The organism is Loktanella sp. R86503, from assembly GCF_042466455.1.
Classification (GTDB): domain Bacteria; phylum Pseudomonadota; class Alphaproteobacteria; order Rhodobacterales; family Rhodobacteraceae; genus Loktanella.
Genome location: NZ_JAXHCI010000002.1, coordinates 173,304 through 192,402 on the forward strand (window position 1 = coordinate 173,304; position 19,099 = coordinate 192,402).

Sequence of the window (19,099 nt, forward strand, 5' to 3'; positions counted from 1 at the left end):
GCATAAGTTGAAGAAACCGTCACTCCGTTGCCGTAAACTGTACCACCGGGATTGACTGGATCGGAAAAAATAGACTGATTGCCGAACGCGGCGAAGGACGCTTGGTCATTAATATATACGTCGTAGTCACCAACCGTGAACGTCTGGGCCTGTGTCGCGGAAGCGACGAATACGCCGAATAAGATTCCGACGAATAACAAGGCAACCTGGCCGAAATAACGGCGAAGACCGGTTAGTCGCTTAAGGGCACCACACGGGTCACTTTTTGACAGGTCGACTGTTGTAGTTTGCCGTTCTAGCTGACTGGTGACCAAGGGTATTCTCCGGGAAATATACAAGTTCGGTAGACGCATCTGCGCATAATCTTGCTATTAACCTTAAAGCGAATGAAAATTGTGCTTAAGAGACACTCACTGCAACTTCAGAATATTTTCGGAACTGTGTTATTCGTGCACACATCGGATGCCCGAAGTTCGGCATTGCCGCGGGTATTTGCGCTGCCTGCATGTGCAAGCTTCATCAGGTCAACAGATGACTGGGCGGTTGGACATGTTGCCGCTAATTCGTAAAGCACATGAACATGACTGGATGCGATATGGCTGATCGATATTCCAAACCAGACGCGATTTGCGCCGTGCGCGTCGGAACCTGGTCAACGCGCGCAGCCTTGCCATTTTGCCATCGCAGGCACGGACGCGCATAGCGAATGCAAATGCCCTAAGGCCGCAATGGCGTAGCGACATTAAGTATAGCGTTCAAACGTCAGGGTAGCGTAAGACGTTGCTTTGCCAGATTTCCGTCAATTTCTTGATAATAAAATTCGGCAATTCCGATAGGGTCGGCATCTGCCGCTTGCCAATAGACTGTCGCACTGTGACTGCGTATTTCGTGCATGACGGCGTCATAAGTCAACTGCAAGGGGAAGATGTTGTCGCTGCCTTGATGCGGTGCCGCAAAATTCGCAATCAACATGGAATAGGCACCGTGATCGACGCTTTGATTATTCTGCAGACTTGCCTGCAAAAGCGTCAGTGGAAGGTCGGCCCGATTGGCGGCCAGCTTGAAATGCAGTGCAAAGTATTCGTCGAGCAATGCCAGTTGATCCGCTGGAAGGTCACGATCGGCAGGCAGCTTTTCAAAGCGTACTAACGCGGGGGCTGCAATGATCAATTCATCAACCGGAACTTGCACTGCAACTTTCAATTGATCGTCATCCGCAGACAATATGAGGACAGTGCCCGGTAAGCCGTGGGCTGATACCAGCCCACCGGAAAATGAAAGAAGCGACAGGGCAAGCGCGATGGCTTGCCCTGTCCGACGAAGCGATGCGGGGATCATTCCGTATTGCCACCGTAATCATCGTCAAGGTCGCGCCAGACCGAATGCGGGTGATTACCAGATTCGCCTGTCGATTTATTGGACTGGATGGAAAATTCGATCCACAAGGACGGACCGTGAATACGGACATAATCGTCTTCATCCTTGACCTCTGTCGTGCCGGAAAAACCTAAAACGGTGTCCGGCAATTCATCCATGTATTTTGCCATATAGATCGCGGCATCCGCGTCGTTGATATCGCCGACATAGGTTTGCACCGCCGCCAGAAGCAATGCTTGCTGATCCGCACTCAGCTCACTGACCGAAAGACCCTCTTGAGCTTGCTGAATGGCATCGCCGGCTTGTGGACCGGCCAGAATATCACGGTAAGTGCCTTCCAATGTCGCAGCAGTTGCCTGCTCATCGGACAAGGAACGCAGCAAGGCGGCGAATGCTTCGCGTTCCTGCATCAGGGGCATGTTTTCGCGGCCGTTCATCTCGAACCTCGGGAAAGGTTCTACCCCGCGAAACGACGGCGTGGCCCCGGCCAGCAAACCATCGGTATAGGTATTCGTCAGCGCTAGATGATGTCCGCCATAGTACAGCTGCCAAGTGCCCGTTTCTGCAGGCGTGCCAAGAAACGCGAACTTGGAATTATAAGACGCATAGCCAACACCGTAGTCTGTGCTGATCGAGCCGATATAATCGTCAGCGTTCAGCGTCTGCTCCATCTCGTCATAGCCTTCGTTGTCGGTCAGGCTGGCCGCTTCCATCAGGATCGCCTTGGCAATCCCGCGCTGTTTTACGCTGAATTCGCCGAGGAAAACGCCGGGCCGGGCAGGAAAGGCACCTGCTGGCAAATTGCTCCAGTTTTTGGCCTCGGCGACAGAGTAATCGAGTTGCAGGTTGTCCAGCACCTCGTCAGACACATCTGATTTAAGCAGGTCTGCCAAGCAGACAAGGCGGGCGTGGCCGTCCGTATCAGCGCAGCTTTCAACCTCTGCGGGGATCTGGACTGCCCCCATCAGGATGCTGGTATCGCCAAGGCGTTCATTTGTGTTGTTATCATCACCCGATGGCGGCGGCGGCCCTTTGCCATCGGTGGGTTGTGCGGCGGCAATTTGCGCCGTTCCGATAAAGCTGGCGGCAAAAAGCGCCAATATCCGAGCTACGGACTGGGTGCCCTGCTTCATAGAATTCACCTTTATGGTCGTTTCGGTTGGTGCGATGAAAGCCGTTTTACGACGTTAAAACCAGTGCGGGATGGCGCGTTATAACTTTTGGCATGTCTGGATTAGATGTGTGCGCCGAAATGGCGGGCCGGGATGCGGGATCGGAAGTTGCGATGGCGCAATGCGACGGTAACGATCTACAAGACTTTACCTTTACAGGCGAAGGCACGATCAGCCCGACCTTTGCACCGGATATGTGCCTGACTGTCGGGCAGGAAACGCGGTCCGGGCGCAGCGATGCCAATCAGATCAAGACGCTGACATTGCAAGTTTGCGCCGCCGATGTGGCCGCCTATCAAACCTGGGCCACCCGAAGCGAGTAACGCGCGCGCCGGCAAGCAAGATTTGTGCGACAGGGTGAATGGTTTCAAAGCATTCATCCAACAATTACCGGTTCAAATGGAACTTCCCGGCGCGGCTGCGTGTTTCTTTCCCAACATGAAGGAGAATAAATCATGAGCGGCGAGACAAACGACAACATGACCGGCAACGGTAAAGCAGTCGACGCAACTGAGCGTCAGAAGAACCGGCCAGAGGGTGCGGATCACATCCCCCTCAAGGACGAAAAGAAGTCCGAGGATAAATGATGCAAAGGCCGCCCTAAACCGGGCGGCCTTTTCGTTTAGTGGGATTCTTTGAACGCGGCCTGCGCCTCTGGCGAGGCTTCGGTCTGATGCTTGGCTTGCCATTCTTCGAAGGGCATCCCGTAAAACGCCTCTCGACCTTCGGCTTTGGTCATGTCGATCCCGCGTTCGTTCGCCGCCTCTTGGTACCAGCGCGACAGGCAGTTGCGGCAAAATCCAGCCAGATTCATCATGTCGATGTTCTGCACGTCAGTGCGGTCTTGCATCAGGTGCTGTTGCAAACGGCGGAAGGCGGCGGCTTCCAGTTCCAGTTTGGTTTGATCATCCATCGTACGTCTCCTTCAAAGGCCGGTGTCGGCCAGAATCTGTTGCAGGACCGGGGCAAGGCGTGCGGCCCACGCGGCCTGACCCTGCGGTGTGTCAATCAGATCGTGCCGCACTTCAATCAGCAGATTGGGGCGGCCGTGTCTTAATGCGTGGCGGTCAATACTGTCACCCGGCAGATGCCCGACATATGGTTGGTTATCGCCCGTCGTCCACCCCTGCGCCCGGCAGGCGGCAATGAACGGATGCGCCAGACGCGCATCAGCCGCATAAAGCACCCCGATTTCCCAAGGACGCGGCGGGCGCGCTTTCAACTGTGGCGCAAAGCTATGGATGGCACAGATGACAGGGGCGGTGAGCTGTGCCGCCGTGTCAGCGATCGCCGCATGATAAGGTCGATACAGCCGGTCAAGGCGGGTTTCCTTGTCCGCGTCATCCGTACGCGCATTCGCGGGGATGACAGTGCCGTCGTAAAGCTTCATCAGCAGCGTCGGATCAAGCTCGCCCCTGTTCGGGTCGATTACCAAACGGGAAAAGCACGACGCGATGACAGGTGAATCAAGCGCGGCACCAAGCCCCTGCGCCAGGCCCAAGGCGCCGATGTCATATGCGATATGGCGATCCATATCGGCGGCGGGCAAGCCCAGATCACCACCGCAAACCCAATCAGGCACCGCGTTGCTGGCGTGGTCCACGGTCACAAGCCACCGACCGGGCCGATCAGCGCCGCTTATTTCATAGGCAGATTTAACCATGTCACCTGTCATTCTTTGTTCACTGCCTTTAGGATAGTTGTGGCAGGAATGGAATTAAGCAATAAGGGCGGCGAAAACGGCGTTACCGCTAACACCGTGCAGCCCACCGTAAAAGGGACCCACCTTCGATGAAACGCAATCGTCACGTCAAGATCGTTGCCACCCTCGGCCCGGCATCCAACACCTATGAGATGATCCGCAAGCTGCACGAGGCAGGGGCCGATGTCTTTCGCCTGAATATGTCGCACGGCAGCCACGAAGAAATTCGCGTGCGCCACGCCATGATCCGTCAGGTTGAAGAGGACCTTGGCAGCCCGATTTCCATTCTTGCCGACCTTCAGGGCCCAAAGCTGCGCGTCGGTGTATTCAAGAACGGCGAGGAAATGCTGGAAGTCGGCGCGTCCTTCCGTCTGGACCTGAAAGATGACGAAGGCGATGTGACCCGCGTCAAGCTGCCCCACAAAGAGATTTTTGACGCGCTGGAGCCGGGTGCGCACCTACTGGTGAATGACGGCAAGATCAAATTGCGTGTTAAGGAATGTGGCGCGGATTTCGCAGATTGCGAAGTGATCGTCGGCGGCATGATTTCCAACCGCAAGGGCGTCAACGTCCCTGACGTAATCCTGCCGCTCGCCGCCCTGTCGGACAAAGACCGCAAGGATCTGGAATTCGTGTGCGAACTGGGTGTTGACTGGCTGGCACTGTCCTTTGTCCAGCGCCCCGCCGACGTGGAAGAGGCGCGCGCGCTGTGCAAAGGCCGCGCAGCCATCCTGTCCAAGATCGAAAAGCCAAACGCCGTAAAGGTATTTGACGAAATTCTGGCCGTCAGCGACGGCATCATGGTTGCCCGCGGCGATCTGGGCGTTGAACTGCCCGTTCAAAACGTGCCGCCGATCCAGAAGCAGCTGGTGCGCAAATGTCGTGCAGCGGCAAAGCCGGTAATCGTTGCCACGCAGATGCTGGAATCGATGATCGATTCGCCAATGCCGACCCGGGCCGAAGTCTCTGACGTGGCGACTGCGATCTACGAAGGTGCCGACGCGATCATGCTGTCCGCCGAATCCGCTGCCGGATCGTTCCCGATCGAAGCAGTCCAGACGATGGACAACGTCGCGCAAGAGGTCGAGGCCGATCCGACCTATACCGAAATCATCGAGAGCAGCCGTAAAGCACAGCGCAACACAGTCGCTGACGGTATCGTCGCCGCCGCGCGCGAAATCGCAGAAGCTGCGCATATCGCTGCGATCTGCTGCTATTCTCAAAGCGGTGTAACCGCGCTTCTGGTCGCACGCGAACGCCCACGCGTGCCGATTCTGGCGCTGACCAACGAAATCCGCACCGCCCGTCGGTTGTGCCTGACATGGGGCACCAATTGCGTGCTGTCCGGTCCGGTTGACCGGTTCAAGGATGCCGTGATCGCTGCTGTCCGCGCAGCAAAAGCCGAAGATATGGCGAAAGAGGACGATATGATCGTCATCACCGCCGGTGTGCCGTTCAACACACCCGGTTCGACCAATATCCTTCGGGTTGCACCATGCGCGGAACGGTTGATTTATCAGTCAGAGTCGGAATAACATTCACGAATTGTTAACGACTTAGGGCACGCATATGGATACCGACCTGATTTACGTCGTCGGATTTTTCATCATCGTGCTCGCGATTCCGGCCATCGTCAGTGCCTTTATGGACAGCAGGGTGCCACGCGCACCCATGCTGATCATTCTGATCGGTTCTGCCATGATCGCATATAGCATTCGCGAACGGCCGGGCGCATATACCTATGCCAAATTCCCGGATGTGCTTGTTCGCGTATTTGCTGACGTTACACGCTAACGACTTGCCAAGACTTAAAAGCGGGCCTACAAGGCCCGCTCAACCCGCGCGTCCGGCCAAGTTGGCATGCCGAGTTGCACGTTCACCGCTACCCCAGAGGAGACGGAAATGCCGAAGATGAAGACAAAATCGAGCTGCAAAAAGCGGTTCAGCATGACTGCCAGTGGCAAAGTCAAAGCAGGTCAGGCCGGCAAGCGCCATGGCATGATCAAGCGCACAACCAAATTCATTCGTGACGCACGCGGCACGACCCTTTTGTCAGCTCCTGATGCGAAAATCATCAAGAGCATGATGCCCTACGCACGTTAAGGAGAATTTGATATGCGCGTTAAAGGTGGTACCGTCACGCACCGTCGTCACAAGAAAGTTCTCGACGCTGCAAAAGGTTATTTCGACCGTCGCTCCAAGACCTTCAAGGTCGCGAAGCAGGCCGTCGACAAGGCAAACCAGTATGCAACCCGCGACCGGCACAATCGCAAGCGGAATTTCCGCAGCCTTTGGATCCAGCGGATCAACGCAGGTGTACGTTCGGTTGACGAAGCGATGACATATTCGCGTTTCATCAACGGCCTGTCCCTGGCTGGCATCGAAGTCGACCGTAAGGTTCTGGCCGATCTGGCCGTGCACGAGCCTGCCGCGTTCGAAGCAATCGTGAACAAGGCAAAGGCTGCTTTGGCTGCTTAAGCCATCAGTGACACATTGCTGCGAAGGCCGTCCTTTGGGGCGGCCTTTTGCGTTTCCGCCCCCTCTACTTGCAGGGCGACGGTGGAACGACTAATCACAACCCAACTTACTGCCGCAGGCCCGGAGCGCATGTCATGGACGATCTGAAACAGAAATATCTGACCCTTGTGGCCGCTGCCGCGGATGAATCCGCGCTAGAGGATCTGCGCGTGCAGGCCTTAGGAAAAAAGGGCGAGATTTCCCTGCAGATGCGTGAACTTGGCAAGATGACGCCAGAACAGCGCCAGACAGCCGGTCCCGCGCTGAACGCGCTGAAAGACGAGATTAACTCTGCCCTTTTGGCGAAAAAGACTGCACTGGGCGATGCCGCGCTAGATGCGCGTCTGCGCAGCGAATGGCTGGACGTGACGCTGCCATCGCGGGGCCGCCCGGCCGGTACGATCCACCCGATCAGTCAGGTGACAGAAGAGGTGACGGCCATTTTTGCCGACATGGGTTTTGCCGTCGCCGAAGGTCCGCAGATCGAATCCGATTGGTACAACTTCGACGCGCTGAACATTCCCGGCCACCATCCGGCGCGGGCCGAAATGGACACCTTCTATATGAAGCGGGCAGAAGGCGACGACCGCCCCCCCGCTGTGTTGCGCACCCATACCAGCCCCGTGCAGATCCGCAGCATGGAGGCGTCCGGTGCCCCCATCCGCATCATTTGTCCTGGCCGCGTGTACAGGGCCGACTATGACCAGACGCATACGCCGATGTTTCATCAGATCGAAGGCCTCGCCATCGACAAGAATATCAGCATGGCGAACCTGAAATGGGTGCTGGAAGAATTCGTAAAATCCTATTTCGAAGTTGATAACGTCGACATTCGCTTCCGCGCGTCCCACTTTCCTTTCACAGAGCCATCTGCAGAGGTGGATATCCGCTGCTCATGGGAAGGCGGCACCCTGAAGGTCGGTGAGGGTGATGACTGGCTTGAAATTCTGGGCTCTGGTATGGTCCACCCCAAGGTGCTGCAGGCGGCCAACGTCGATCCGGCGCAATGGCAAGGTTTTGCTTTTGGCATGGGCATCGACCGGATCGCGATGCTGAAATACGGCATTCCCGACTTGCGGGCCTTCTTTGATTCCGACCTGCGCTGGCTGCGTCATTACGGCTTTGCGGCGCTGGACGTTCCGACACTGCGCGGGGGACTGTCACGATGACCGACAAAGACGACGACTATGACGCCATTGTCGATTTGAATGATATTTATCCTGGGGCGGGCACCTTTAAATTTGGGAACAACAAGACGGAATGCCAACAGCAGATTACGCTGGTGCGTCTGGGTGAAAAATCCGCCAACTGCGCCCCGTTTCGCGATTTCAAGGATGACCCGGAAGCCATGCCAGTCGTTGGTAGGTGCGATATCGCGGCGAACTGGGGCGGATCGCCTGCGATCGTCGTACGCACAACCCGGGTCGAACACGTTCGCTTTTGCGACGTCACAGAAGACATGGCTCAGGCCGAAAGCAGCAGCTACACTCTGCAGGGCTGGATGACCTCAAAAGAGGCGTACTTCAAACGCAATGGCGGCTGGTCGCACGACATGCCGCTGATATTTGAATTCTTTGAAATGGTCGAGGATCTGGAAGGCCGCAGCCTGTAAGGCTACTGCCGCACCATTTGAACATTGAAGCCGCCGGCACTGACTGTCACCTGTGACAGCGCGCTGGCGGTATAGGTCGCAGTCATTGCCAGCGATTTAAAGTTAAAGGGCGACAGGTGCCCTTTGCCGGCCGTGACGCGGTAGTACAATTGGCAGGTCACTGTATCGCCGGTTGTGTCCATCGCCGTCGTCGCAAGTTGCACAACCCGGCGACCGTCGTACATCGCAACTGGGTTCGGACAGGTTGTGCCATTAGCAAGAACGCCAAAAACCTCGGCGGTGTTTAGCGTACCGGCTGCCACTTTTTCGATATCTGAAAGGTCGGTCATGTCATCAGCGGGCGTGACCGAAACCGCAGTAACCTTACCGTTTTCCCGCGTGATCGAGATGTCGCGCGTTTTGCTGCCGCGATTTTGGCCAAGGTATGTGACAGTGCCACCCGACGCACGAGAGGTGGCTTCGAATGTGCCATCAGCAACGCCAAGCGGCGTGTTATCAAGGCGTGACAAAAGGCGGGCGTTGCTGCCGTTGCCGTCAAAGCTGAGCGTACCCAGCTGGCGATTTCCAAGCATTAGAGCGAAGCTTTGAGTCTGGGCAACGACTGGTCCCGCCAACAAAGTTGTCAGGGCAGCGATCACAGGCAGGCGGGTCATGGCGGTTATCCGATTCAACGCAAAAGTTACCATGACATACGACAAGGGTCGCGCGTATGCGATAACCGACTACCGTTATCAGAACTTTCCAGCCAATCGGCTGTAGCATCAGCGATGTAGGGATTGTGGTGCCGCACGAGGGATTCGAACCCCCGACCCCATCATTACGAATGATGTGCTCTACCGACTGAGCTAGTGCGGCCTACGCGGGCTGCATTAGCATCCCGCGATGGACTGGAAAAGACCTATTTTTCGTCCACGGACGGATCAGTTGCTACAACGCTATCAATGACGTCTTCGTCGTCAACATTCACGACCGCAGGCGAACGACCAACCATAAGCGGCAACATTTCCGTTCCGGCGGGCATTGCGACTTCACCAGCGGGCGGGCGTTTCCATTCAAGCGTGTCGAAAGCTGCGCAGTTGGTGCAAACGGGGGTCCATGTAGCGTGGATATGCTGACAGTTATCGCAGATCCATTGCGGGCCACGTGGGGCCGTCAGGGCACGGGTCAGCCAGCCACGAACAACGGCATCGTCTGCGCCTTCACCGCGTTCAATCGCGGCCATCAGCGTCAGGCTGCGTGCCGTGGGATCGTCTGTGGTCAGTTGGCCAAGTGCGCGCTTCGCGTCGGGGAAATGTTCTGCAGCAATGTTCAGTTCAGCCAGCAGCATCTGCGTTTCAGGGTGGGTTGAATTCTGCTTGGTCAAAGTGCGGAACCGCTTCAGGCGCGCCTCTGGGGCTTCGTCCGGGGCGATTTCGGCAAAGGTGGCAGCAATATCGGGGTGCGGGTTCACGCCCCAGGTTTTCGCCAGAATGCGGCTAGCACCCTTGGGGTTGTTGTTCGCGATCATCGCCCGGGCCGCCATGACAGTGGCGGGAATCAGATCGGGGGACAACTTGTTGGCCTGAATGGCGGCTTCGCGCGCCTCTATCGACTGACCTTCGTCCAGAATGTCCTTCGCCTCTGACAAGGCAAGCACCGCATCGCGACGTTTATGCACATCGCGCGGCAGGTTCCCTGACTTCAGTTTTGCGCCCAGCGTTTCGCGGGCACCGGACCAGTCAGATTTTTCAGCCTGCAGTTTGAGCAGGGTATTCTGCACCTCTTCGTGCTTTGGGTTGATTTCGAATGCCTTGCGGGCAAGGCCCAGCGCGGTATCGCTATCGCCAATCGCCAGCTTCTGATGCATCAGACCGCGTACACCGACAAAGCGGGTGTCGTCGTTTTCCAGCAGTTTGCGATAGCTTGTTTCTGCCGTGCGGGTATCGCCGGTCATTTCCGCAGCTTGTGCAGTCAAAAGCGTCGTCAGATCCGGACGATCCAGATATTTGTCGGCGCGTTTCGCCTTGGCCATCGCCAGATGCCCTTCGCCGCTGGCAAGGGCGAACAGGCCTTCGGACAGCGCCTCGTAACCTTTACGTTCACGATTGCGGTCGAAATGACGGGAAATCGCGGTTTCGTCGCCATTAAGGAAGTGGAAAATAGCGACAAGCAGCTTTAGCAGCTTCAAGGTTAGCCAGACCGCTACGACCAGCGCGGCAAAGGCAAAAACCAGCTGCAAGGCATTCAGCGTGACTTCATAGCCAGCGACCGAGATATTGGCCCCGCCCCGCACGTCCATCAGTTGTACGGCGCCCCATGTCAGGCCGGTGACGATGGCCACAAAAATCAGGATCTTGAAAAGGGTTGTGATCATGTCTGCGGCCTTTAGTTAGCGGTCAGGGAAGCGTCGAGCTGGTCGGCAGCATCAACAGCGGCGGCGCGCGCTTCGGCCTGCGTTGTCCAATCAGACATCGCGTCGCGCGCAGAGGTAGGCAGCGTGGCAATTTCCGCCAGCGCATCATTCAGGCGACCGTTGCGCAGTGCATCTTCGGCGCGCGACAGGGTGGCGTCGGTGCTTGTACCTTCGCGCACCTCAACGGAACGGACATTCAGCTGGCTGCGCAGGAAAGTTCCAAAGCCGCCGGTGTCATCGCCCGCCTCGCCAGCCGAACGGGCGGCGGCAAGAGCGGCGCGGGACGCATCGGGGAAAGTATCGCGCAGCGCTGCAAGTGTAGGGACCCCATCCGCCACAGCGGTCAACGCTTCCGGCAGCGGATCACTAATCGTATCGGCTAGGTCGTCCAAAGGTTCGCGCATGGGCGCACCGCTTTCCAGCGCGCCTTGGACGCGAGACAGGGCAGCACGGGCTGTTTGATCACGCGCGGCAACCACAGCGGTTTGTTGGATTTGCTCTGCCTCTGCGCGGGTGGCGTCAAGCTGTGCCTGTAAATCCGCGCGCTGTTGTTCCAGGGCGGCCTGTTGTTCGGCAATCTGGTCGCTAAGCTGGGCGACAGCCTGTTGTTGGACCTGTTCGCCTAACACCGGGGCTTGTTGGCCTGCCTGTGCAATACTGTCGTTGACCGCAGCAAAGCGTTCATCAACACTTTCGCTTAAATCAGCTACGCCTTGATCAAGTGCTGTCACGTCCTGCGTAAGGCCAGTAACATCCGGAATAGCGATTGCGTCAACTTCGGTTTGCAGCGCATTCATGCGCGCCTGAAGGGCGTCGATATCGACAGGTGCGGTCTGACCAAACTGCATATAGGCCAAGCCATACCCGATGCCACCCGCGAGTAGACCGCCCAGCAACATGGGAAAAAAGACGCTTTGGCGTTTTTCAGGCTGCCGTGCCGGCGACGGCGCAGCCGGTTCGGATTTGGTTGGCGCAGCCGGCGCCTCGGGCTTGGGCTGCCGCGCAACAGGATCGGGCTTTGGCGTCGGCGTGGCGACTGGGGCGGCCGGTTTGCCTGCAGCCGATGTAATCGACGGTGGCGGCATCGCCATATCGACCTGCACTGGTGTATCATTTGCCTGCGACGGCGCGACGATTTCAGCGTCGGTCACAATGTCCGGCTTCGCCTTTGATTTCGGACTGCGCCCATTTGCCGGTTTTGTCGCCACGGAATTCACCTTCCTGTCCTTGCCGGTCTTGTCCCGGCTATCATCCCAAGACGTTAGCCCGCGCGGCTTCTACGCTCAAGGGCTACTCCGCCCGCGGGTCCAGACTGCGCAAAACGGCAACTGTCATGTCTGTCATATGATTTGCGTCAGGATGCCCGACGGTCAAGATGCGAGCCTGTGGAATATGGCGGAACAGATCCGCCACAGCCGCGCTGATTGCGACCACATGCAGCGGTGCTGCAAATGACAGGGTGCACAAACCCTGTCCCGAGCGTGCGGAAAAAACGGGCACAACGATTGGCTTTGTCCCGGCTACGGCATCGATCAGTGCTTGCGGCATCGGCAGCGCAACCTGGTCATAAACCTCGACTGTAGTGCAGATCAGTCCGGCAGCGGTCAAACGGGCAGCGATAGCGCCACGCCGGTGACGTCCTGCCAGATGGACCATGCGGCCGCCGGGCCGTTCATTAATGATCATGGCAACAAGCGCGTCCGCATCCCCGTCAGCGCTGCGCACGTCATACCCGTTGGCCGTTGCCGCCGCTGCTGTCGCACCGCCAACACACCACGCTGTCTTGCCGCTGCCGTGCGGTGCCTGTGCAACGGCACGGGATGACGTAAAGATCACATGCGCCGCATCGGGTGCCTGAAAGGGCAACGGCTCTATTCGGATGGCAGGGGCGTTCAGAATTGACACGGCCTTGCCTATGCGGCGCGTCACGTCCTGCGCAAACAGAACGCCGGCCGGGTCAGGGCGCGTTATGATCAATATCGGTTGCATCGCGGCCTTGTTGTCTGATTGCCCGGCCAATGTTACGTGCAAGGGGTCCCAATACAACAGGCCTTGCCCATGACACGCACGATCCTTGGTATCGAAAGCAGTTGCGATGACACCGCCGCCGCCGTCGTGCGGCAAAATGATGAAGGAACAGTTATTTTGTCGTCAGTGGTCTTCGGCCAGACGACACTGCACGCGGCGTTTGGCGGGGTCGTGCCAGAAATTGCCGCGCGTGCTCATGCGGAAAAGGTGGATCACTGCGTTGAACAGGCTCTGTTGCAGGCGAATATCCGATTGCAGGACTGCGATGCGATTGCCGTGACTGCGGGTCCCGGACTGATCGGCGGCGTGTTGTCGGGTGTCATGTGCGCCAAGGGACTGGCAGCTGCAACCGGGCTGCCGCTGATTGGCGTAAACCATTTGGCCGGCCATGCCTTGACGCCGCGGTTAACTGACGATGTCGCGTTTCCATACCTTATGCTTCTTGTTTCTGGCGGTCACTGCCAATTCCTGATCGCCCATAGCGATGATCGCTTTGAACGTATTGGCGGCACAATCGACGACGCCCCGGGAGAGGCGTTTGACAAAACCGCGCGCCTGCTTGGCCTGCCGCAACCGGGTGGTCCTGCGGTCGAGTTGGCGGCCGCAAGCGGGGATGAAAAGCGGTTCAAACTGCCCCGCCCTCTGCTGGATCGCGCTGATTGCGATATGAGCTTTTCAGGACTGAAAACCGCCTTGCTGCGCGCTCGCGACAGCGTCATGGGCCCGAACCAAACCCTGAAGGCTGGCGATCAGGCTGATCTGGCCGCCGGGTTTCAGGCAGCTATGACCGACGTACTGGCCGCTAAAACCGCGCGCGCCTTGGACATTTACCTTGCGCTTGCCCCGGCAGACCCTGTTTTGGCCGTCGCGGGCGGTGTCGCGGCGAACATGCCCATCCGAAATGCCTTGACGGACTTATGCGCAACAGCCGGAGTTCGCTTTGTCGCACCGCCACTGGCGCTTTGCACCGATAACGCTGCCATGATCGCTTTCGCCGGCCTGCATCGCCTGGCCCGCGGCGATTACGACGACCTGGGCCTGTCAGCGCGCCCGCGCTGGCCGCTGGATACCAAGGCACCTGGGATGCTGGGGTCCGGCAAAAAAGGGGCGAAGGCATGATTGGTGTTGTTGGCGCGGGTGCTTTCGGGACGGCGCTTGCAATTGCGCTGGCACGCGACGGGCGCAGCGTTACGCTGTGGGCGCGTGACATCGGGGACATGACGCAAACACGGCGCAATCCAAGGCTGCCAGATGTATGCCTGCCGGACAGAATTATCGTCACCCAGAATATGGCTGATATCGCCGCATCAGGGACTGTTTTGCTTGCTACTCCCGTGCAAAGCCTGCGAAGCGTTCTGACCGCGAATGCTACGCAACTGGACGGCAAGCCGTTGGTTGCGTGTTGTAAGGGCATTGACCTAGAAACCCTGACAGGGCCCGCCGCGACAATCAGGCAAATGTTGCCTAACGCCACGCCTGCGATCCTGACGGGGCCATCTTTTGCCGCTGATATTGCGCGCGGGCTCCCGACGGCACTGACGCTTGCCTGCGATGATGAGACCACCGGGACGTATTTGCAGCAGCAATTGTCGACAAATACGCTGCGCCTTTACCGGACAACGGATACCATCGGTGCGGAACTGGGCGGTGCGCTGAAGAACGTGATCGCGATTGCCTGCGGCGTGGCGATCGGTGCAAAACTCGGCGACAGCGCCCGCGCGGCACTCATGACTCGCGGCTTCGCCGAGATGCAGCGCCTGGCGCAGGTCCTTGGCGCAGAACCGCAGACGCTGGTTGGACTGTCCGGGTTTGGCGATCTGGCATTGACCTGCACATCGCCCCTTTCGCGCAACTATCGCTTTGGCCTGGCCATAGGAGCAGGCACTTCCATTGATCCGGCTATGACCGTCGAGGGGGCAGCCACGTCGTGGGCTATCAACCGGCTGGCGCAAGAGCGCGGTATCGACCTGCCAGTTTGCCTGGCAGTTGCTGCGCTGACACGCGGTGAAATCAGCGTCAATACCGCATTGCAAGGCTTGCTTAGCAGACCATTAAAAGAGGAATGACATGGCATTCTGGTTGATGAAATCTGAACCGGATGAGTTTGGCTGGAATGATTTGGTCGCGAAGGGCGTCAGCCCGTGGGATGGTGTACGCAACTATCAGGCTCGTAACTTTATGCGCGATATGGCGGTCGGCGATCAGGCGTTTTTCTATCATTCCCGCACCGGACTGGCGGTGGTGGGGATCATGGAAATCGTCACGGCCGCCTATCCAGATCCCACCGCAGCCGATGACAAATGGTCCTGCGTCGACGTTCGGGCAGCGCAGCGTTTTGAACGGCCCGTTACATTGGATTCCATTAAAACCGATCCGCGGTTGGCGGATATGGTTCTGGTCAGAAATTCACGCCTGTCTGTGCAGCCAGTGACGCAGCCCGAATGGGACATGATCTGCGCGATGGGCTTGAAGCAGTCCTAAGTGGACAGCCCGCCAATCCTGTTGGCGGGCATCCGGCATGGCAAAGGTCAGCCGTATACGGCTTCTTTGCCGAAGTGCTTTGTCAGCAGGTAATACATAACGGCGCGGTATTTGTTGCGGTTCGACCGGCCATAGGTTTCGATCGCTTTTTGCACGCCGCCCATCAGTTCGGGACCGTCGGGCAAGCCAAGTTTTTTGCGCAGAAAACCGTCAACGACGCGCTGAAGTTCTTCGGTATCGCTGCCCGCAACCGTGCTGGCGTCGTCGCTGTAGATCGATGGACCGCAGCCGATCGTCACCTTTTTCAGCAGGTCCATATCCGGCGTCATGCCGCATTTTTCTTTGATGTCTTCTGCGTATTTCGCGATCAGATCGTCACGTTTACCCATGTCGTTCCCCTGTTTTCAGAACGGCCGTTTATCGGCCTTGGCGTAGCCTAAAACGACGTTGCTGCGCCAAACAAGAAAAAACGAGGGGAAATTCTGGCCGCGCAACACCCTTGCGCGGCCAGAGATGGTCAGTATCGGTAATGTTCGGGCTTAAACGGGCCTTCGACGGTGACGCCGATATAGTCCGCCTGTTCCTTTTTCAGCTCTGTCAGCTTAACGCCGATACGGGCCAAGTGCAGGCGCGCGACCTTTTCATCCAGCACTTTAGGCAGGATATAGACACCGGGCTGGTATTCATCGCCCTTTGTCCAAAGTTCGATCTGCGCCAACACCTGATTGGTAAAGGATGCCGACATGACAAACGAAGGGTGGCCCGTCGCATTGCCAAGGTTCAGCAAGCGGCCTTCGGACAGCAGGATCAGACGAGAGCCGGACGGCATCTCGATCATGTCGACCTGTTCCTTGATATTGGTCCATTTGTGGTTCTTTAGCGCGGCGACCTGAATTTCGTTGTCGAAATGGCCGATGTTGCCGACGATGGCCATGTCCTTCATCTCGCGCATATGCTCGATCCGGATGATGTCGCGATTGCCTGTCGTGGTGATAAAGATATCGGCGGTGGCGACGACATCTTCCAACAGGACAACTTCAAAGCCGTCCATCGCGGCCTGCAGGGCGCAGATCGGATCGACTTCGGTGACCTTTACGCGGGCACCGGCGCCGGCCAGCGACGCGGCAGAACCTTTGCCCACATCGCCATAGCCGCAAACGACGGCAACCTTACCGGCCATCATGGTGTCGGTGGCGCGGCGGATGCCGTCGACCAGCGATTCCTTGCAGCCGTACTTGTTGTCGAACTTCGACTTGGTGACAGAATCGTTCACGTTGATCGCCGGGAACGGCAATTGACCTTTCTTGTGCAGGTCGTACAGGCGGTGAACGCCAGTTGTCGTTTCCTCCGACACACCCTTGATCGCGTCGCGGGTCTTGGTGAACCAACCCGGGGATTGCGCCATACGCTTTGCGATCTGCGCCTTGATTGCTTCTTCTTCCTCGGACTGGGGGACGGGAATGATGTCTTCGCCAGCTTCGGCGCGGGCACCCAGCAGGATGTACAGCGTCGCATCCCCGCCATCGTCAAGGATCATGTTCGCGCCTTCGGGGAATTGGAAGGACCGGTCAAGGTAGTCCCAATGCTCTTCAAGGGTCTGGCCCTTGATTGCGAAAACCGGTGTGCCGCCAGCGGCAATCGCGGCAGCCGCATGATCCTGGGTCGAAAAGATGTTGCACGATGCCCAGCGTACGTCAGCGCCCAGCGCCACAAGCGTCTCGATCAGCACGGCGGTCTGGATCGTCATGTGCAGCGATCCGACAATACGCGCACCGGCCAAAGGCTTCGTCGTGCCGTATTCGTCGCGGCAGGCCATCAGGCCCGGCATTTCGGTTTCGGCAATATCCAGTTCTTTACGGCCGTAGGCGGCAAGGGCGATATCCTTGACGATGTAGTCCTGAGTCATGTTGCATGTTCCTTGCGCATCAGCTTTGCGCAAGGCGATAACACACCGGCCAAATCTGGGCAACGCGACACGAGGACCACCATGAAACAACCCCGCGCGTGGCAACGCATGCTATCGGGTCGCAGGCTTGATCTGCTTGACCCAACCCCCATGGATATCGAGGTCGAAGACATCGCCCACGGTCTTGCCTTCGTCGCCCGCTGGAATGGGCAAACGCTAGGCGATTATGCCTATTCGGTGGCCGAGCATTCGCTGCTGGTCGAGCAGATTTTCAGCGTCCAGCAGCCCGCCGCGCCAGCCAAGTGGCGGCTGGCAGCCCTGCTGCATGACGCGCCCGAATATGTGATTGGCGATATGATCTCACCGGTCAAGGCAGCCGTAGGCCCGGGGTATGGAGAGCTTGATGCGCGGCTGACGGCAGCGATCCACCTTCGCTTTGGTCTGCCCGCGGTGCTACCCGTGCGGGTAAAAAAGCAAATTAAGACCGCGGACAATGTGTCAGCTTGGCTGGAAGCCATCCAGATCGCAGGGTTTTCGAGCACAGAAGCAGACAAGCTGTTTGGCAAACAGCCTGCTGCTTTGGTGGAAACGCTAAGTATTGCGCTGCGCCCGCCCGTTGCGGTGCGGCAGGATTATACCGCCCGCGTCGCGGCGCTGCTGGCGCAGATGTAAATCAGCGCGGGCTGCGTTTCGCCAAAATGCGCTGCAGCGTCCGGCGGTGCATGCTGAGGCGCCGCGCGGTTTCACTGACGTTGCGGTCGCACAGCTCGTATACGCGCTGGATATGCTCCCACCGGACGCGGTCCGCGCTCATCGGATTATCGGGCGGCGGCGGCAGTTCGTCCTTGCGGGCCAGCAAAGCGTTGGTCACGTCGGTCGCGTCAGCGGGCTTCGCCAGATAGTCCGTCGCACCAATCTTCACAGCTGCCACAGCCGTTGCGATTGCGCCGTATCCCGTCAGCACAACAATACGCGCATCGGGGCGGCGTTCGCGCAACTGTTCGACAACATCAAGGCCGCTTCCATCTTCCAAGCGCAGATCGACAACGGCATAGGCGGGCGGACGGGCCGTGACGATGGCTTTGCCCGCCGTAACCGACTCGGCGGTTTCGACGACAAAGCCCCGCTTTTCCATCGCTTTCGCCAGACGCTTGACGAAAGCTTCGTCATCATCGACCAGCAAAAGCGTCTTGTCCGGTCCCAAATCGAGAGGCTCTTGGTTCATTGCCGCGCTCCTTGAATGTTTGCTCTGAGTTAGGCTTTTCGCCTCTGCGGTCAACTGGCACCGATGGCGCAGGAAACCTGATCTGCCACCTGCTCCGGGCTTTCTTCGCGGCGGAAAAAGCCGGCAAACCCTGTGTCCGGCATCATCAGGTAGGTAAAGACAGAATGGTTCATCAGATAATAGTCGGGGTCATCATCACCCTTTGAAAAAAAGACGCGGTACGCATCCGCGGCAGCTTTTACCTGTTCTGCGCTACCCGTCAGGCCAATCATCTTATCGGAAAAATTCTGGACATAATCCCCCATGACCTCTGGTGTATCGCGGGCCGGGTCGACGGTAATGAACACGGGTGTGACACTGTGACCCGCCTCTGCCAGCAGATCAGCGGCCTGCGCATTGCGCGCATTGTCGATAGGGCAAACGTCAGGGCAAAAGCTGTAGCCGAAATAAATCAGGGTAGGTTCGGTGATGACGTCAGTGTCAGTCACGGTTTCCCCCGCGCCGTTAACAAGCGTGAACGGGCCCCCAATGTCGGCACCTGCGGCAGTCGACGCGAAACAAGACACTGCGCTATTGCGTCCAGTCGTCACCACCAAAGTCGCCCCAAGCAAGGCGAGCGTTGCGCCACCGGCCAGAATTGCGGTCAATCGTTTCATAGGGGTGTCCTTATCCAAAGCGTCGCATTGA

The 19,099-nt window shown here is 57.9% G+C and carries 24 protein-coding genes and 1 tRNA gene; 12 read left to right on the forward strand and 13 right to left on the reverse strand.

Annotation, left to right across the window (positions count from 1 at the left end; translation table 11 throughout):
* Window positions 1-762: 762 nt before the first annotated feature.
* Together SJY10_RS01840 and SJY10_RS01845 are read right to left on the reverse strand one after the other, a co-directional pair.
* The gene (locus tag SJY10_RS01840) at window positions 763-1,338 is read right to left on the reverse strand and encodes a hypothetical protein (RefSeq protein ID WP_386679310.1); all 576 of its coding nucleotides are present in this window, start codon (window positions 1,336-1,338) and stop codon (window positions 763-765) included.
* Complete coding sequence (locus SJY10_RS01845; RefSeq protein ID WP_386679311.1) at window positions 1,335-2,510, reverse strand: DUF3500 domain-containing protein; 1,176 nt, start codon at window positions 2,508-2,510, stop codon at window positions 1,335-1,337. The genes SJY10_RS01840 and SJY10_RS01845 overlap by 4 nt, the downstream gene beginning before the upstream one ends.
* A gap of 92 nt (window positions 2,511-2,602) precedes the next feature.
* Here SJY10_RS01845 and SJY10_RS01850 point away from each other — a divergent pair, with 92 nt between their 5' ends.
* Window positions 2,603-2,872 carry a ricin-type beta-trefoil lectin domain protein gene (locus SJY10_RS01850; RefSeq protein ID WP_386679312.1) on the forward strand — a complete coding sequence of 90 codons (270 nt, stop codon included), beginning with the start codon at window positions 2,603-2,605 and terminating at the stop codon, window positions 2,870-2,872.
* Between the two features lie 132 nt (window positions 2,873-3,004).
* Window positions 3,005-3,136, forward strand: a complete 132-nt coding sequence (locus SJY10_RS01855) for a hypothetical protein (RefSeq protein WP_386679313.1) — start codon at window positions 3,005-3,007, stop codon at window positions 3,134-3,136.
* A gap of 35 nt (window positions 3,137-3,171) precedes the next feature.
* Here SJY10_RS01855 and SJY10_RS01860 read toward each other — a convergent pair whose 3' ends face one another.
* Together SJY10_RS01860 and SJY10_RS01865 are read right to left on the reverse strand one after the other, a co-directional pair.
* Window positions 3,172-3,462 (reverse strand): DUF1244 domain-containing protein, encoded by a 291-nt coding sequence (locus SJY10_RS01860; protein WP_386679314.1) that lies wholly within the window; start codon window positions 3,460-3,462, stop codon window positions 3,172-3,174.
* Between the two features lie 12 nt (window positions 3,463-3,474).
* Entirely contained in the window at window positions 3,475-4,212 is a 738-nt protein-coding gene (locus SJY10_RS01865; protein WP_386679315.1) for an N-formylglutamate amidohydrolase, read from the reverse strand.
* 128 nt (window positions 4,213-4,340) lie between these two features.
* On the opposite strand from SJY10_RS01865, the gene pyk reads away from it, so the two are divergent.
* From pyk to SJY10_RS01895, 6 genes are all read left to right on the forward strand, one after another.
* The gene (gene pyk / locus SJY10_RS01870; RefSeq protein WP_386679316.1) at window positions 4,341-5,786 is read left to right on the forward strand and encodes a pyruvate kinase; all 1,446 of its coding nucleotides are present in this window, start codon (window positions 4,341-4,343) and stop codon (window positions 5,784-5,786) included.
* A gap of 34 nt (window positions 5,787-5,820) precedes the next feature.
* The gene (locus SJY10_RS01875; RefSeq protein ID WP_386679317.1) at window positions 5,821-6,045 is read left to right on the forward strand and encodes a hypothetical protein; all 225 of its coding nucleotides are present in this window, start codon (window positions 5,821-5,823) and stop codon (window positions 6,043-6,045) included.
* A 108-nt stretch (window positions 6,046-6,153) separates the two neighbouring features.
* A complete protein-coding gene (gene rpmI, locus SJY10_RS01880; RefSeq protein ID WP_090188508.1) occupies window positions 6,154-6,354 on the forward strand; it encodes a 50S ribosomal protein L35 in 201 nt (66 codons plus the stop codon).
* A 12-nt stretch (window positions 6,355-6,366) separates the two neighbouring features.
* Window positions 6,367-6,729 carry a 50S ribosomal protein L20 gene (gene rplT / locus SJY10_RS01885; RefSeq protein ID WP_386679318.1) on the forward strand — a complete coding sequence of 121 codons (363 nt, stop codon included), beginning with the start codon at window positions 6,367-6,369 and terminating at the stop codon, window positions 6,727-6,729.
* A 134-nt stretch (window positions 6,730-6,863) separates the two neighbouring features.
* Window positions 6,864-7,937, forward strand: coding sequence for a phenylalanine--tRNA ligase subunit alpha (gene pheS, locus SJY10_RS01890; protein ID WP_386679319.1), 1,074 nt, complete (start codon window positions 6,864-6,866; stop codon window positions 7,935-7,937).
* A complete protein-coding gene (locus SJY10_RS01895) occupies window positions 7,934-8,380 on the forward strand; it encodes an ASCH domain-containing protein (protein WP_386679320.1) in 447 nt (148 codons plus the stop codon). The genes pheS and SJY10_RS01895 overlap by 4 nt, the downstream gene beginning before the upstream one ends.
* Before the next feature lie 2 nt (window positions 8,381-8,382).
* On the opposite strand, the gene SJY10_RS01900 is transcribed toward SJY10_RS01895, so the two are convergent.
* From SJY10_RS01900 to SJY10_RS01920, 5 genes are all read right to left on the reverse strand, one after another.
* Window positions 8,383-9,033, reverse strand: a complete 651-nt coding sequence (locus tag SJY10_RS01900) for a hypothetical protein (protein ID WP_386679321.1) — start codon at window positions 9,031-9,033, stop codon at window positions 8,383-8,385.
* A gap of 126 nt (window positions 9,034-9,159) precedes the next feature.
* Window positions 9,160-9,235, reverse strand: a tRNA-Thr gene (locus SJY10_RS01905).
* Window positions 9,236-9,278: 43 nt separating this feature from the next.
* Window positions 9,279-10,733 (reverse strand): heme biosynthesis protein HemY, encoded by a 1,455-nt coding sequence (locus SJY10_RS01910; protein ID WP_386679322.1) that lies wholly within the window; start codon window positions 10,731-10,733, stop codon window positions 9,279-9,281.
* Window positions 10,734-10,744: 11 nt separating this feature from the next.
* Window positions 10,745-11,980 carry a hypothetical protein gene (locus tag SJY10_RS01915; protein WP_386679323.1) on the reverse strand — a complete coding sequence of 412 codons (1,236 nt, stop codon included), beginning with the start codon at window positions 11,978-11,980 and terminating at the stop codon, window positions 10,745-10,747.
* 82 nt (window positions 11,981-12,062) lie between these two features.
* Window positions 12,063-12,761, reverse strand: coding sequence for a uroporphyrinogen-III synthase (locus SJY10_RS01920; RefSeq protein ID WP_386679324.1), 699 nt, complete (start codon window positions 12,759-12,761; stop codon window positions 12,063-12,065).
* Between the two features lie 69 nt (window positions 12,762-12,830).
* Between SJY10_RS01920 and tsaD the strand changes: the two genes are divergently transcribed.
* The 3 genes from tsaD to SJY10_RS01935 are packed head-to-tail and all read left to right on the forward strand — an operon-like array spanning window position 12,831 to window position 15,281.
* Window positions 12,831-13,919, forward strand: coding sequence for a tRNA (adenosine(37)-N6)-threonylcarbamoyltransferase complex transferase subunit TsaD (gene tsaD, locus SJY10_RS01925; RefSeq protein ID WP_386679325.1), 1,089 nt, complete (start codon window positions 12,831-12,833; stop codon window positions 13,917-13,919).
* Entirely contained in the window at window positions 13,916-14,866 is a 951-nt protein-coding gene (locus SJY10_RS01930; RefSeq protein WP_386679326.1) for an NAD(P)H-dependent glycerol-3-phosphate dehydrogenase, read from the forward strand. Before tsaD ends, SJY10_RS01930 begins: the two co-directional genes overlap by 4 nt.
* 1 nt (window position 14,867) lies before the next feature.
* Entirely contained in the window at window positions 14,868-15,281 is a 414-nt protein-coding gene (locus SJY10_RS01935; protein WP_386679327.1) for an EVE domain-containing protein, read from the forward strand.
* A 47-nt stretch (window positions 15,282-15,328) separates the two neighbouring features.
* On the opposite strand, the gene SJY10_RS01940 is transcribed toward SJY10_RS01935, so the two are convergent.
* Both SJY10_RS01940 and ahcY read right to left on the reverse strand, forming a co-directional pair.
* A complete protein-coding gene (locus SJY10_RS01940) occupies window positions 15,329-15,670 on the reverse strand; it encodes a DUF2853 family protein (RefSeq protein ID WP_386679328.1) in 342 nt (113 codons plus the stop codon).
* Window positions 15,671-15,798: 128 nt separating this feature from the next.
* Window positions 15,799-17,187 carry an adenosylhomocysteinase gene (ahcY, locus tag SJY10_RS01945; protein WP_386679329.1) on the reverse strand — a complete coding sequence of 463 codons (1,389 nt, stop codon included), beginning with the start codon at window positions 17,185-17,187 and terminating at the stop codon, window positions 15,799-15,801.
* A gap of 81 nt (window positions 17,188-17,268) precedes the next feature.
* On the opposite strand from ahcY, the gene SJY10_RS01950 reads away from it, so the two are divergent.
* Entirely contained in the window at window positions 17,269-17,859 is a 591-nt protein-coding gene (locus tag SJY10_RS01950; RefSeq protein WP_386679330.1) for a hypothetical protein, read from the forward strand.
* 1 nt (window position 17,860) lies between these two features.
* Here SJY10_RS01950 and SJY10_RS01955 read toward each other — a convergent pair whose 3' ends face one another.
* Window positions 17,861-18,412, reverse strand: coding sequence for an ActR/PrrA/RegA family redox response regulator transcription factor (locus SJY10_RS01955; RefSeq protein ID WP_386679331.1), 552 nt, complete (start codon window positions 18,410-18,412; stop codon window positions 17,861-17,863).
* 50 nt (window positions 18,413-18,462) lie between these two features.
* The gene (locus tag SJY10_RS01960; protein WP_386679332.1) at window positions 18,463-19,068 is read right to left on the reverse strand and encodes an SCO family protein; all 606 of its coding nucleotides are present in this window, start codon (window positions 19,066-19,068) and stop codon (window positions 18,463-18,465) included.
* Window positions 19,069-19,099: the final 31 nt, after the last annotated feature.